Here is a 13438-nt window from a genome sequence, read left to right on the forward strand (position 1 = left end):
CCGGGAACCTACCCGGTGACCTACCCGGGGACATGCTGCCGCAACGTCGAACCGTCGCGCCCCTTGCGGACTTCCAGTTGGGTGGGGATGCGCCCGCGCAGGTCGGCGACGTGGCTGACGATGCCCACCGCCCGGTCCCGTTCGCGCAGCCGGTCCAGCACGTCCAGGACGTCCTCCAGGGTGTCCTCGTCCAGCGAGCCGAAGCCCTCGTCGATGAACAGGGTGTCCAGCGGCATCCCGCCGGCCTCGTCGGTGACCACGTCGGCCAGGCCCAGGGCCAGCGCCAGCGAGGCGAAGAAGCTCTCGCCGCCGGAGAGGGTGGAGGTGTCCCGCTCCTGGCCGGTCCAGGCGTCCAGCACGCTGAGGCCCAGGCCGGAGCGGCCGCCGCCCCTGGCCCGCAGGTCGGTGTGGGCCAGCGAGTAGCGGCCCTGGGACATCACCGCCAGCCGCGCCCCGGCCGCCGCGGCGACCTGTTCCAGCCGGGCCGCCAGCACATAGGTCTCCAGCGACATCCGGAACCGGTTGCCGCTGCTGGTCCCGGCGGCCAGCCCGGCCAGTCCGGCGACGGTGGCGTGCTCGGCGGCCAGCGGCCCCAGCCGGCGCAGCTCGTCGGCCAGCCCGTCGCTCAGCCGGTCCAGCGCGGCGCAGCGGTCGGCGGCGGCCCGCTCCCGGGCGTAGGCCTGCCGCAGCCGCTGCTCGGCGGCGCGGTCCGCGGCCTGCTCGGCCTCGGGGTCCGCCTCCGGCAGCCGTACCGCGGCCAGCAGGTCGGCGTCGGCCAGCTCGGTACGGACCCGGGCCACCTCGGCCCGGTGCCGCTCCACCTGGGTGCGCAGCCGCTGGGCCTCGGCGGCGGGGAGCGCCGCCCGTTCGGCTTCGCCGGGGTCGGCGAAGCCCTCCCGCTCGGCGGCGGCCCGGGCCGAGGCCTCGGCGGCGGCGACCGCCTGTGCGCCGGCGGCCGCCTCGCGGACGGCGGCCACCGCCCGGTTCAGCCGCTCGGCCAGCGGCTCCAGCTCGGCCACCCGCGCGGCCACGGACTCGGCGCCGGAGCGTCCGCGCTGCAACTCGGCCGCCAGCCTGGCCTGTTCCACGGCCAGGGCGTCCAGGCCCGCGGTGCGGGCGGCCAGCATCGCGGCGGCCTGCACCGCGGCCTCGCTGCGCAGGCCCTGCTCGTGCTGGAGCCGGTCCAGCTCCTCCTGGGCCCGCAGCCCGACCGCCGCCTGCTGCTGGGCCGCGGCCTGTTCGGCGCTCAACTGCTCGGCTTCCCGGCGCAGTTCGGCGGCGGGGCGGTCGCCGGCGACGGCGGCCAGCGAACCGATCTGCCGGCGCAGCTCCTGGACGTCCTCGCGGGCCGTCTCGGCGCGGGCCGCCGCATCCCGGTGCGCCCGCTCGGCCTGCTGCTCCTGCTCCCGGGTGACCTGCCCGGGACCGCTCCTGGCCGGTGCCGGGTGCTCGGCGGAGCCGCACACCGGGCAGGCCTCGCCCTCGGCCAGCCGGGCCGCCAGCTCGGCCGCCATGCCCTGCAGCCGCCGTTCGCGCAGCTCCAGCCAGTCCTCGTGGGCCCGCGCCGCACTCTCCCGCAGCGCCAGCTCACGCTGCTCGAACCCCGACAGCCGGTTGCCCAGCCCCTCGGCCCGCTCGGCGGCCTCGCAGCGCTGCCGCAGCTCGGCGAGCCGGGCGTCGAGCTGTTCGGCCCGCGCCGCCGCCAGCCGGGCCGTGTCCAGCGACGCGGCGGCCTGCTCCCGGAGCGCGGGCCACTGCTCCAACCACTCCACCGCCTCGGCCTGCCGGCCCTCGGCGTCGTCGCGCTCGGCCTCCAGCCGGCGGCGGGTGCGCTCGTTGCTGTGGAACTGCTGCTCGGCCGGCAGTAGCGCCCGCAGGCCGCCCAGCTCCTCGCGGGTCGCGTGCTCGGCGGCGGCCAACTGCTCGGCGTCGCTCCGGCCGTCGCCGCTGGGCAGCGTGGCTCGGGCCTGCTGCTCGGCCGCCTCCAGCCGACGCCGGGTCAGCAGCGCCTGCTGATGCAGGGTCAGCAGCGGGGCCACGGCCTCGGCGCGGCGGGCCCGCTCCAGCCGGGCCTCCGCCGCGGACTGATCGGCGGCGCCCTGCTCCAGAGCGTGCGCCTGCCGGACCGCGCGCCGGTGCCGCTGCTGACGGTCCGCCAGTACCTCGACCGCCCGGGCCCGTTCGGCGGTCAGCTCGCGCCGCTCGACCGCGAGCCGGTGCCAGCAGCGGGCCACCGCCAGCTGCTCCCGGGCCTCCACCCGGAGCTGGGCCGCCCAGCCGAGACCGTCCGCGTCCACGTCCACCGGCGCCGGGTCGTCCGTCCCGGCCGCCTCGCGCAGCCGTTCCAGCCGGGAGCCGATCTCCCCGCGCACCGCCTGGCAGGCCTTCTCCGACTGCTGGCGGCGCTCGGCCAGCCAGCCCTCCACCGCGCCGAAGCGGGCGGTGTCGAACAGCCGCCCGAGCAGCTCGGCCCGCTCCGGGGCGCTGGCGTGCAGGAAGCGGGCGAAGCCGCCCTGGGGGAGCAGTACCACCTGGCAGAACTGCTCCCGGCTCATGCCCAGCAGCTGCTGGATCTCGGCGCCGATCTCCTGGTGCGCCCGGCTGCTAGCTCGCCAGGAGACACCGTCCTCGCTCGCGCTGTCGACCACCTTCTCCCGCAGCAGGGTCTGCGCCTTGTCGGTGGTCACCCCCTGGCCGCGCTTCTTGGCGCGCACCTGCTCGGGACTGCGGGTGATCTCCAACCTGCGGCCGCCCAGGGTGAGTTCCAGCACCACCTCGGTTCGGACGTCGGCCGCGGCGTGGTCGCTGCGCAGCCGGGTCCGCGGACGGCTGCCGGGCAGCGTCCCGTACAGGGCGTAGCAGACGGCGTCCAGGACGCTGCTCTTGCCCGCGCCGGTCGCCCCGCGCAGCAGGAACAGGCCGCCGGCGGCCAGGGCGTTGAAGTCAACGGTCTGGGTGTCGGCGAACGGGCCGAACGCGGTGATCTCCAGCCGGTGCAGCCGCATCAGCGTCCACCCCCCTCGGCGAGCGCGGCGGCGCCCGCGGCCTCGGTGGCCTCGCGCAGTAGCAGCTCCTCCTCGGGCCCCGGACCGCTGCCCCGGACGTGCCGGACGAAGCCCAGCGCGATCTCGGTGTCGCTGCGCCCCCGGGTCCGCGCGGCATAGGAGGGGAGCCCGTCGCCCAGCTCGCCCTCCGGCTCGAAGGCCAGCTGCAGGGCGTGCGGGAAGCGGGCTCGCAGCCGCTCCATGGCCCGGTCGGGACGTCCGGGGTCCGTCAGCACCGCCTGCACCCAGGAATCCTCGTGCCGGGCCAGTTCCGGATCCTCCAGCAGCTCGTCCAGCCGGCCGCGCAGGCAGGCCAGGGCCCGCGGGACCGGGCAGTCGATCCGGCGGGCCGCAACCTCGCCCCCGGGGCCGAGATCGACCAGCCACATGGATTTCCGCTGTGCCGCCTCGGAGAAGGAGTAGGCGAGCGGGGATCCGCTGTAGCGCACCCTTGCGCTGATCGTCTGGCACCCGTGCAGATGCCCCAGCGCCGCGTAGTCGACCCCGTCGAACACCGAGGCGGGCACGCTGGGCACCCCGCCCACGGCGATGTCCCGTTCGCTGTCGCTCACCTCGCCGCCCACCACGAAGGCATGCGCGAGCACCACCGAGCGGGTCCGCTCCGGACGGTCCGCCAGATCCGCACGGACCCTCGCCATGGCCGCCGCCAGCACCGCCGCGTGGCTCACCTTCTCGGCCCCCAGCCCGGCCCCCACCAGCGCGGGTTCCAGGTACGGCAGTCCGTAGACCGCCACCGGACCGTGCTCGTCGGCGAGCAGCACCGGCTCACCGCACCGCTCCGGGTCGGTCCGCAGGTGCACCCCGGCCCGCTCGATCAGCCGGGCGGCCACCCCGAGCCGCCGGGCCGAGTCGTGGTTCCCGGCGATCAGCACCACCGGCACCCCGAGCCCGGCCAGCTCCCGCAGCACCCGGTCGAACAGGTCCACCGCCCCCAGCCCGGGGATGGCCCGGTCGTAGACGTCGCCCGCGACCAGCACGGCGTCCACCGCCTCGGCCCGCACCGTGGCGACCAGGTGGTCCAGGAAGGCACGCTGCGCCGGAAGCAGGTCCTCCCGGTGGAGGGTCCGCCCCAGATGCCAGTCGGAGGTGTGCAGCAGTCGCATGGTCAACGACAGTAACAACCGCCACTGACAACGGACTCCGTACCGCTCAGTACCCGGGCTCCCCGTGCCAGCGCCAGGTGCTGAGCCGGGGCCGTCCGGGCAGTTCGGTGCGCCCGGTGCACCAGAGCAGCGCCGTCCAGGGGTCGGCGTCCCCGGGCGCGTCGGGGAAGAGCCTGGCCAGGGTGCGGGCGCAGAGCCCGGCCGGGGGCCGCCAGTCCAGGCCGAGCCCGGCGGCCAGGTCGTGGGTGTGCACCAGGGTCTCCACGATCCCCATCGCGGCGAAGCCCTCCGGATCCGCTCTCCCGAAGACGTGATGGGACCGGACGCTCGCCGGTGTCACCCGCACCATCGCCACCAGCAGCGCCCCGCAGGCCTCCAGCACCTGCAGCAGCCCGTCCGGCCCGGCCTCCCGGTCCGCGAACACGACGTTGGCCGGCCCCTCCGGCCGCCGCCGCTGCCACACGAACGGCACCTCCCGCTCCGACGGCGGGGTACGCGGCCCGAGCTGTGCCGCATAGGCGAACAGATCGTCAGCCAGATGCTCGACGGTCTCCCAGCAACTCCACTCCAACGACCCGGCCTCCCCGTCCCAGGCAGCCGCCGGCGCCTCGCGAAGCAGCTCCACCGTCAGCCGCACCGCAAGGTCGAGGTCGTCCGGGGTCACCGGACCCACTGAAGATCGAGTCATGCCCAGGACCGTACAGCGAAGCCCCCAGATCCCCGGCAATACTATCTCTGCAGATAGTATCTCTTGCGATACTATCTAAGGGGCTAGGGTTCTCGGACTGCTGCGACAGGATTTCCTCTCATGCAACGCTTCATCGGTCGGGACCGCGAGCTGCAGACGCTGCGCCATGCGCTGGGTGAGGTTCGTGCAGCCCTCGGTTCGGCCAAGCCCGGCCAGTGCGTGCTGATGCGCGGTCGACGGCGTGTTGGCAAATCGACCCTGGTTGAGGAGTTCCTCCGGCGGGAGGGGGTGCCCAACCTGTTCTTCACCGCTGCCGGCGGCTCCTCGGAGGACGAGCTGGCAGAACTGCTCGACGCCGTGCTGAGTTCCTCGCTGCCGGATCGCTCCCTCTTCGCCGAGGAGGCGCCGAACCAGTGGAATGCGGCCTTTCGCCTGCTCGCGGAGGTCCTCCCTGACGACACCCCGAGTGTGGTGGTGATCGACGAGGTGCCCTATCTGATGGAGCGCATCGAGGCCTTCGAGGGAATGCTGCAACGGGCCTGGGATCGACTGCTCAGTCGCAAACCCGTATTGCTGCTGCTGGTCGGCTCGGACCTGTCGATGATGGAAGCACTCGACAGCTACGACCGTCCGTTCCACCAGCGGGGGCGCGAGATGGTGGTGGGCCCCCTCAACCCGGCTGACATCGGTGAGATGCTCCAGCTCGGTCCCGCCGACGCCTTCGACGCCGCGCTGATCACCGGAGGGCTGCCGTTGATCTGTCGTGAGTGGCAGGCCGGGACGTCCATGTGGGACTTCCTCGACACGGCCCTGCAGAACCCGATCTCGGCCCTGCTGGTCTCGGCGGAACGGTCGCTGGCGGCGGAGTTCCCTCCGCAGGCGATGGGCAGGGAAGTGCTGCGGGCGATCGGCTCGGGGGAGCGGACCTTCACCAATATCGCCCGGGCCGCCGGTGGCATCTCCCACAGCACCCTCACCCGGGCGGCCGACCTGCTGATCGACAAACGCGTCGTCGCGGCAGAGCTCCCGATCTCGCTGCACCCTTCCAAGGAGCGCCGCTACCGGGTGGCGGATCCCTATCTGCGCTTCTGGCTGGCCTTCCTCGATCCGCACATGGCGGAGATCGAACGTATGCGAGGAGACCTCACCCTGACCCGGATAAGGGAGCAGTGGACGAGCTGGCGGGGCCGCGCCGTCGAACCCCTGATCCGCGAATCGCTGGCTCGGATCCTGCCGGACGGTGACCTGCCTGCTGCACCCGTCGTCGGCGGCTATTGGACCCGTAGCAACGACGTCGAGATCGATATCGTCGGGGCCGACCGTCAGCCGGTGGCCAAGCAGTTGTTGTTCCTGGGGTCGGTCAAGTGGCTGGAGGCATCGAGCTTCGATGCCCATGACCTGGCCGCACTGCACAAGCACCGAGCCGCGCTCAGCGACGATCCGATCCCACTCGTCGCGGTCTCCCGAAACGGCGTCAGCTGCTCGGGGCTGCAGGCGAGCTACGGCCCAGAGGATTTGCTCGGCGCCTGGCGTGCTCGCTGACTGTGGCTCGCTCTGGTCGCTGGCAGGTTCGGATCGATGCCATGATCCACTTGACTTCGAAAGACGCCCGCTTCCCGCGGCCCTCGGGTGTGAGGGGGAGCGAGCAGCGGGCGTCGGGTGTGGAGCCGGGCCGATGTCAGGCCTTGGCGTCGGCCTGGACCGGGGCGTCCTCCAGGGCTTCGGCGTGGGCCTCGGCCTTGAGTTCGGCTGCCGCCTCGGTGAGGACCGCGGTGGCGACCGGGGTGGTGGCCATCGGGCGGCTGTGGCGGGTGAGGCCGAAGAGGGCGACGGCGATGGTGAGCAGCAGGGCGCCGGCGGCCAGCACGAAGCTGGTGGTGAACTGGCTCTCGGCGGGCAGCGGGGGGACGCCGGCCGGGAGTCCGCTGATCAGCTTGGAGGCCAGCAGCGAGGTGACCACGGCGGAGGCGATGGAGCTGCCGACGGACCGGGAGATGGAGTTGATGCCGTTGGCGATCCCGGTCTGCTCGACCGGGACGCTGGCCGCGATCAGGGCCGGCATCGAGGCGTAGCCGAAGGCGATGGCGATACCGGCGAGGATGCCGGCGGCGATCACGTTCGGGGTGGAGCCGTGGCCCCAGGCCAGCCAGGCGAAGCCGGCGACGCCGACCAGGGAGCCGGCGGCCAGGGTGTAGCGGGCGCCGATGCGGCGGACCAGGATGCCGCCGACCGGCGCGGCGACCAGCGAGACCAGGGTGCTGGGCAGCAGGTACTCGGTGGAGGCGCGCAGCACCGACGCGGTGAAGCCGTAGCCGGTGAGCTGGGCCGGCATCTGCACCAGGTAGGAGACGCCGATGAACATGGCGAAGGAGGCGAAGCCGACGAACAGTCCGGCGACGTTGGTGAAGGCGACCTGGCGGTGGGCGAACATCCGCATGTCCACCAGCGGGTTGGCGACCTTGCGCTCGACCAGGACCCAGACCGCCGCCATCACCACGGCGCCGACGAAGCAGCCGATGATCCGACCCGAGGACCAGCCCCAGGTGTGGCCCTGGGAGATGCCCAGCAGCAGCAGGACCAGGAAGACGGCCAGCGTGCTCGCGCCCAGGAAGTCGATGCGGCCGCCGGTGCGGACACCGCCGTCGGGGACCAGGAGGGCGACGGCGACCAGGGCCAGCGCCGAGACGCCGGTGGAGAACCAGAACACCGAGTGGTAGTCGGGGTGGGCGCCCTGGGTGAGCAGTCCGGTGACCACCAGGGAGAGGCCGCTGCCGAAGGCGAGGGTGCTGCTGACCAGCGCCATCGCGCCGTGCAGCTTCTCCCGGGGGACCTCGTCACGGATGATCGACAGCGCCAGCGGGAAGATCGCGGTGGCCGAGCCCTGGAGCACCCGGGCGACGATCAGCAGGGCCAGCGAGGTGGTGGCCGCGGCCAGCACCGAGCCGGCCACCATGACCACCAGCACGGCCAGCAGGGTGCGCTTCTTGCCGTACTGGTCGCCGACCCGGCCCAGCAGCGGGGTGAACACGGCGGCCGAGAGCAGCGTGGCGGTGGTGACCCAGCTGATGCCGGCGGCACCGGAGTGCAGGTCGGTGCCGAGCAGCGTCAGGATCGGGATGACCTGGGTCTGCGCCATGGCGACGACCACAGCCGCCAGCCCCAGGGCGGCGATCAGCGGGGTGCTGCCGCGCCGCGCGGACGCCGGCGCGGAGGCGGTTGAGGGGGAGACGGCATGGCTCATGGTGGGCAGCGGTCCTTCGGAAGGTTCAGGTACTGGATGCTTTAGTTCATCAAGCAATAAAGAGGACCTTAGGCCCGATGCTTTAGGTAGTCAAGTTAAAAGGTTCAGTGCGGAAAGTGTTCACATGCCGAAGCACCTGTCCTACGCTGACCCCCATGCGACCCCTGGACCTGCGCATCGCCCGCGCCATGCGCGACCTGCTGGAGCCCTACCACCTGGCCGTGGTCTTCGCGCCGGCCGCGCTGGCCGTCTTCAAGGAGGCCGGCCTGGACCGCCCCTGGAGCCCCTACTTCGCCGGGCGCGTCGCACCGCTCGGCGAGGTCAGCACCTCGGTGGTCGACGCGGTGTTCTACCACTTCGACCCCGCGCTGACCGGGCTGGAGCTGGGACACATCCGTGCGGCCGACGCGGAGAAGCTGCTCGCCCTGCGCCTGGAGGCCGTGGACGCCGGACTGCGCGCGGCCTTCGACCCGGACCTGCTCGCCTCGCCGCAGCTGGCCGAGGCGGCCGAGCTCGCCGTCGAGGCCGCGGCGGCCTGCGCCGCCGCGCCCTACGGACGCCCGCTGGGCGCGGCCAACGCGGCGCTTCCGGTGCCGGACCAGCCGCACCTGGCGCTGTGGCAGGCGGCGACCACCCTGCGCGAATGGCGCGGCGACGGCCACAACACCGCGCTGCTCGCCGCGGAGCTGGACGGCGTCGAGGCGCTGACCAGCATCGTCGCCACCGGATCCGAGCGCCGCCGGAGCCTGCAGCCGCGGCGCGGCTGGGACGACGCCGCCTGGCAGGCCGGGATCGACCGGCTGGTCGGGCGCGGGCTGCTCACCGCGGAGGGCGGGCTGACCCCGGCCGGCGCCGAACTGCGGGAGCAGGTCGAGTCCATGACGGACCGTCTGGCCGCCGCGCCCTGGCGGGCCCTGGGCCCGGAGCGCTGCCGCCGGCTGCACGCACTGGCCGCGCCGTTGAGTGCGCGGGTGGCCGAGTCGATGGGACTGCGGATGCCGGTCGGAGACTTCCCCGAGGCCTGACGGGGCAGACCGGCCGGGCAGATCGGTTGGGCGGATCGGCCGGGTGCGCCGGGGTCAGCGCGGCGCCGGGTCCTCGCGGGCGGCGCGGCTGAGCACCGCGCCCAGCTCGCCGTGCACCCGGCGGTCCATCGCCAGCGCGAACTCCACGTCGACCACGGTCCTGGCCACCGGGCGCAGCCGGGCCAGGGTGTCGGCGAGGCGTGCCGTCTCGCCCGCCGTCAGCCGGGTGCCCAGCTTGTCCAGCAGTTGCTTGTCCACCAGTTCGACGAAGAGGTCGGCAAGGGCGTCCGCGCTGGCCCGGACGCCGTGGGCGGCCTCCAGCACCGCGCTCAGCGGGATGCCCTCGGCGACCAGTTCGGCCGAGGCGTCCAGCAGCCGGCGGCTGATGTGGCTGACCCGGTCGCCGTCCACGGTCAGGTAGCCGAGCGCGACGGCCTCGGCCAGGGCCTCGGCGTCGGCCTGGCCCGAGTAGGTCCGGTCCAGTTCCTGGAGCGTCAGCGGGACTGGGGTCTCCTCGGACCACGGGGCGGCTATCGCCGCTTCCAGGCCCAGCAGTTCGGCCACGTCGCGGCCGTTCTCCCAGGCCGCGAGCAGCTCGGCGATGCCGCCCAGGGTGTGGCCGCGCTCCAGCAGGTCGGCGATGATCCGCAGCCGGGCCAGGTGGTCCTCGGAGTACCAGGCGATCCGGCCCTCGCGCCGCGGCGGGGGCAGCAGCCGCTTCTCGCGGTAGAAGCGCAGGGTGCGGACCGGGATCCCGGCCTCCTTGGCCAGGTCCTCGGTGCGGAACTCGTGCTGGTGCTGCGCCGGTGTGTCGCTCACCCGGACGAGCCTAGTGCTTGTGGGCGGGGCCGCCGGGCACACCGGCACCGGCGGAAGCACACCAGTGCAGCACAAGCGGAGCGGTCGCGCCGAACTTTCGCCGGAATTCAGGTAATCGGGCGAACACGGCGAGTAGCGTCCCCGGCGCCCGGTGCAGCAGTCCGCCGTACCGGCGTACGCCCGAGACGCAGGGAGCCGTGATGGCCGGAATGGGAAGCATGACCGAGCTCGGCTACGGCTGGCTCACCCCGATCCTGTCCTACGCGATGGCCGTCCTGGGCTCCGCGCTCGGCCTGCGCTGCACGGTCCGCGCGCTGGCGGCCGAGGGCCGTTCCAAGCGCAACTGGCTGCTCACCGCCGCGGCGGCGATCGGGTCGGGGATCTGGACCATGCACTTCGTGGCCATGCTCGGCTTCTCCGTCACCGGCTCGGAGATCCGCTACGACGTCCCGCTCACCGTGCTCAGCCTGCTGGTGGCGGTGGGCTTCGTGGCCCTGGGCGTCTTCGCCGTCGGCTACGGCCGGCACCGGGGCCGGGCGTTGCTGCTGGGCGGTCTCACCACCGGGCTCGGCGTCGCCGCCATGCACTACCTCGGCATGTACGCGCTGCATCTGCACGGCACCGTCGGCTACCGGCCGACGGTGGTCGCCGTCTCGGTGCTGATCGCGGTGGTGGCCGCGACGGCGGCGCTGTGGGCCGGGTTGAACATCCACGGCCCGGTGGCGGCCGGCGCCGCGGCGCTGGTCATGGGCGTCGCCGTCAGCTCCATGCACTACACCGGGATGGCCGCGGTCACCGTCGCGCTGCGCCCCGAGCAGGGGACGCTGCCGGGGGCGACGGTGATGCAGTTCGTCTTCCCGCTGACGGTGGGACTGGGCTCGTTCCTCTTCCTGACCGCGGCGTTCGTCGCACTGTCGCCCACCGCGCGGGAGCGGGCCGCCGCGGCCGGCGCCGAGCAGCTGCGGGCGCAGGCCGCGCCCGCGACCGCCTCGGCCTCGCCATCGCTCTGAGCCGGCGCCCTCCGAACCATGCCCTCCGAACCACGCCCTCCGAGCCACGCCGTCCGGGCGACACCCTCCGGGTTCACCAACCGACCAGCCGATGAAGCGAGATGAGGATCGAATGCGCCGACCACGGGGGGCTGCCCCGGTCACCGACACGGGCCCGGACCGTGGAGGCCGTCCCCGCCCCGCCCACGCCGGCCCGCCCGCCGCCGACGAGCCGCCGCTGCCGCCGCCCGCCCCGGTGCCGCCCGCCGCCGACGCCCCCCGCCGGTCGCTTGCGCCCAGGTCGGTGCGGGCCCGGGTGATCTGCCTACTGATGGTCCCGGTGGTCTCGCTGATCGCGCTGTGGGGCTTCGCCACCGTCACCACCGCGCAGGACGTCGACGCACTGGTACGGCTGAAGCAGGTGGACGCGACCCTGCTGACACCGGTCGGCGCCACCGTCGGCGCGCTCCAGGGCGAGCGCACCGCGGCCGCCGCCTACGCCGCCGACCCCGTCCCGGCGCGTGCCTCGGCGCTGGCGGCGGCCTCCGCCGTCACCGACCGGACCATGTCCGTGCTGGACACCGACATCCGGGTCGGCGCCGCAGCCAGCGCCGGCCTCAGCCCCACGCTGCCCGCCCGGCTGGACGCGCTGGGCACGGCGACCGACGGGCTGGCCGCGCTGCGGCGCCAGGTCACCGGCCGGGTCGCGGGCTGGCAGGACATCGCCGGCGGGTACGGGTCGGTGATCGAGGCCGCCTTCGGGGTCGACGGCGCGCTGGCGGAGGTCCAGCAGGGGACGGTGCAGAACACCGCGGTCGCCTCGGATCCCAGGGTGCTGCTGGAGCTCGCCAGGGCCGACGAACTGCTGGCCCGCGAGGACACCGCCGAGCAGGCGGCCCAGGCCGCGGGGCGGATGAGCCCGGCCCAGTACCAGGAGTTCACCGGGGCGCTCTACGCCCGGCAGGCCCTGGTCGGCGGCGCCGTCGCCGATCTGCGCCCGGCCGACCGGGACCGCCTGGCAGCGGTGCTGAACGGTGGTCAGGCCAAGGCGCTGGCGCAGCTGGAGGCCACGGTCAGGACGGAGGGCGCCGGCACCGGACCGGTGCGGCAGATCCCCGCGGACAGCTGGTCCGCCACCGTCCACGACGTCCGGCAGCAGTACGCGGCCGTGGAGACGGCGGCGGGCGCCAGCGCCACCGCGAGCGCCAACCCCTACAGCATCGGCTTCCTCAGCACCAACGGCGCGGCCATGCTGTTCGGGCTGCTGGCGGTGGTCGTCTCGCTGGTGGTGTCGGTGCGGATCGGACGCGACCTGGTGCAGGAACTGGTCGGGCTGCGCAACTCCGCGCTCGACCTGGCGCTGCGCCGGCTGCCGGACGCGCTGGGCCGGCTGCGGGCCGGCGGTGAGGTGGACGTCGAGGCCGAGGCACCGCAGGTCAAGGCCGGCAGCGACGAACTGGGGCAGGTCGGCGAGGCGCTCGGCACGGTCCACCGGGCCGCGCTGCGGGCCGCCGTCGAACGTGCCGGGGTGGCCCGGGTGCTGGTCAATCTGGCCCGGCGCAGCCAGGTGCTGGTGCACCGTCAGCTCTCGCTGCTGGACGGGATGGAACGCGCCACCGACGACCCGGCCGAGCTGGAGGGGCTGTTCCGGCTGGACCACCTCACCACCCAGATGCGCCGGCACGCCGAGGGCGTGATCATCCTGTCCGGCGCCGTCCCCGGACGGGCCTGGCGGCGCGCCGTCCCGCTGCTGGACGTGGTCCGCTCGGCGGTCGCCGAGGTCGAGGACTTCGCCCGGGTGGAGGTGCGCGACCTGCCCGGGGCGTCGGTGGTCGGCAAGGCCGTGGCCGACCTGACCCACCTGGTCGCCGAGCTGGTCGAGAACGCGACCAGCTTCTCGCCCCCGCACACCAAGGTGGTCCTCGGCGGCGAGCAGGTGGGCACCGGCTACGTGCTGGAGATCGAGGACCGCGGCCTGGGCATGAGCCGGGACGCGGTGGCCGAGGCGAACCGCAGGATCGCCGACGCACGGCAGGCCGACCTGTTCGACACCGACCAGTTCGGCCTCTTCGTGGTGAGCCGGCTGGCGAAGCGCCATGACATCCAGGTCTCGCTGCGCACCTCCGCCTACGGCGGCACCACGGCGGTGGTGCTGCTGCCGAACGCCCTGCTGGAGGAGCCGGGGCAGAGCCGGCGCGGGCGACCGGAACAGCGTCCGCCGCAGCGGGCGGTGCGCGAGCACGCCGGACCGGGCCCGTCGGCGGGCGCCTTCGCGTCGGACGGCCCCGGGGCCGGGGACGCCGGGCCGGGTGCCGCGGTGCCGGGTGGCTCCGGACCGGTTCGCACCGCGGCGGCGGTCTCGGTGCCGCGCGGCCCCGCGCCGGGCGTCCCCGGGCCGCGCGGCCCCGCGCCGGGCGTTCCCGGGCCGCGCAGCCCCGAGCCGGTCGCTTCGGGACCGGTCGGGCCGGGGTCCGGCGGCCGCGGCTCCGACCGTGCGGCCCCCGGGGG

At 74.3% G+C, this 13438-nt stretch carries 9 protein-coding genes; 4 read left to right on the top strand and 5 right to left on the bottom strand.

Annotated elements, in window-relative coordinates:
• Positions 1 to 20: 20 nt before the first annotated feature.
• Genes ABUW04_RS19795 through ABUW04_RS19805 form a run of 3 tightly spaced genes read right to left on the bottom strand, consistent with a single transcriptional unit; the run spans position 21 to position 4856 of the window.
• Complete coding sequence (locus ABUW04_RS19795; RefSeq protein ID WP_380565982.1) at positions 21 to 3005, bottom strand: AAA family ATPase; 2985 nt, start codon at positions 3003 to 3005, stop codon at positions 21 to 23.
• Positions 3005 to 4168 (bottom strand): exonuclease SbcCD subunit D, encoded by a 1164-nt coding sequence (locus tag ABUW04_RS19800; protein WP_380565983.1) that lies wholly within the window; start codon positions 4166 to 4168, stop codon positions 3005 to 3007. Before ABUW04_RS19800 ends, ABUW04_RS19795 begins: the two co-directional genes overlap by 1 nt.
• A gap of 46 nt (positions 4169 to 4214) precedes the next feature.
• Positions 4215 to 4856, bottom strand: coding sequence for a DinB family protein (locus tag ABUW04_RS19805; protein WP_380565984.1), 642 nt, complete (start codon positions 4854 to 4856; stop codon positions 4215 to 4217).
• Between the two features lie 120 nt (positions 4857 to 4976).
• Here ABUW04_RS19805 and ABUW04_RS19810 point away from each other — a divergent pair, with 120 nt between their 5' ends.
• Positions 4977 to 6398 carry an ATP-binding protein gene (locus ABUW04_RS19810; RefSeq protein WP_380565985.1) on the top strand — a complete coding sequence of 474 codons (1422 nt, stop codon included), beginning with the start codon at positions 4977 to 4979 and terminating at the stop codon, positions 6396 to 6398.
• Between the two features lie 136 nt (positions 6399 to 6534).
• Here ABUW04_RS19810 and ABUW04_RS19815 read toward each other — a convergent pair whose 3' ends face one another.
• Positions 6535 to 8097 (bottom strand): MFS transporter, encoded by a 1563-nt coding sequence (locus tag ABUW04_RS19815; RefSeq protein ID WP_380565986.1) that lies wholly within the window; start codon positions 8095 to 8097, stop codon positions 6535 to 6537.
• 155 nt (positions 8098 to 8252) lie between these two features.
• Between ABUW04_RS19815 and ABUW04_RS19820 the strand changes: the two genes are divergently transcribed.
• Positions 8253 to 9122, top strand: coding sequence for an SCO6745 family protein (locus ABUW04_RS19820; RefSeq protein ID WP_380565987.1), 870 nt, complete (start codon positions 8253 to 8255; stop codon positions 9120 to 9122).
• A 54-nt stretch (positions 9123 to 9176) separates the two neighbouring features.
• On the opposite strand, the gene ABUW04_RS19825 is transcribed toward ABUW04_RS19820, so the two are convergent.
• Positions 9177 to 9941, bottom strand: a complete 765-nt coding sequence (locus ABUW04_RS19825) for a MerR family transcriptional regulator (RefSeq protein ID WP_380565988.1) — start codon at positions 9939 to 9941, stop codon at positions 9177 to 9179.
• A 209-nt stretch (positions 9942 to 10150) separates the two neighbouring features.
• Between ABUW04_RS19825 and ABUW04_RS19830 the strand changes: the two genes are divergently transcribed.
• Positions 10151 to 10951, top strand: coding sequence for an MHYT domain-containing protein (locus ABUW04_RS19830; protein ID WP_051726152.1), 801 nt, complete (start codon positions 10151 to 10153; stop codon positions 10949 to 10951).
• A gap of 112 nt (positions 10952 to 11063) precedes the next feature.
• Positions 11064 to 13438: sensor histidine kinase (locus tag ABUW04_RS19835; RefSeq protein ID WP_380565989.1), on the top strand; the 2375-nt coding region annotated here is incomplete at its 3' end.

The sequence above is a fragment of the Streptacidiphilus jeojiensis genome, assembly GCF_042510965.1.
GTDB classification, from domain to species: domain Bacteria; phylum Actinomycetota; class Actinomycetes; order Streptomycetales; family Streptomycetaceae; genus Streptacidiphilus; species Streptacidiphilus jeojiensis.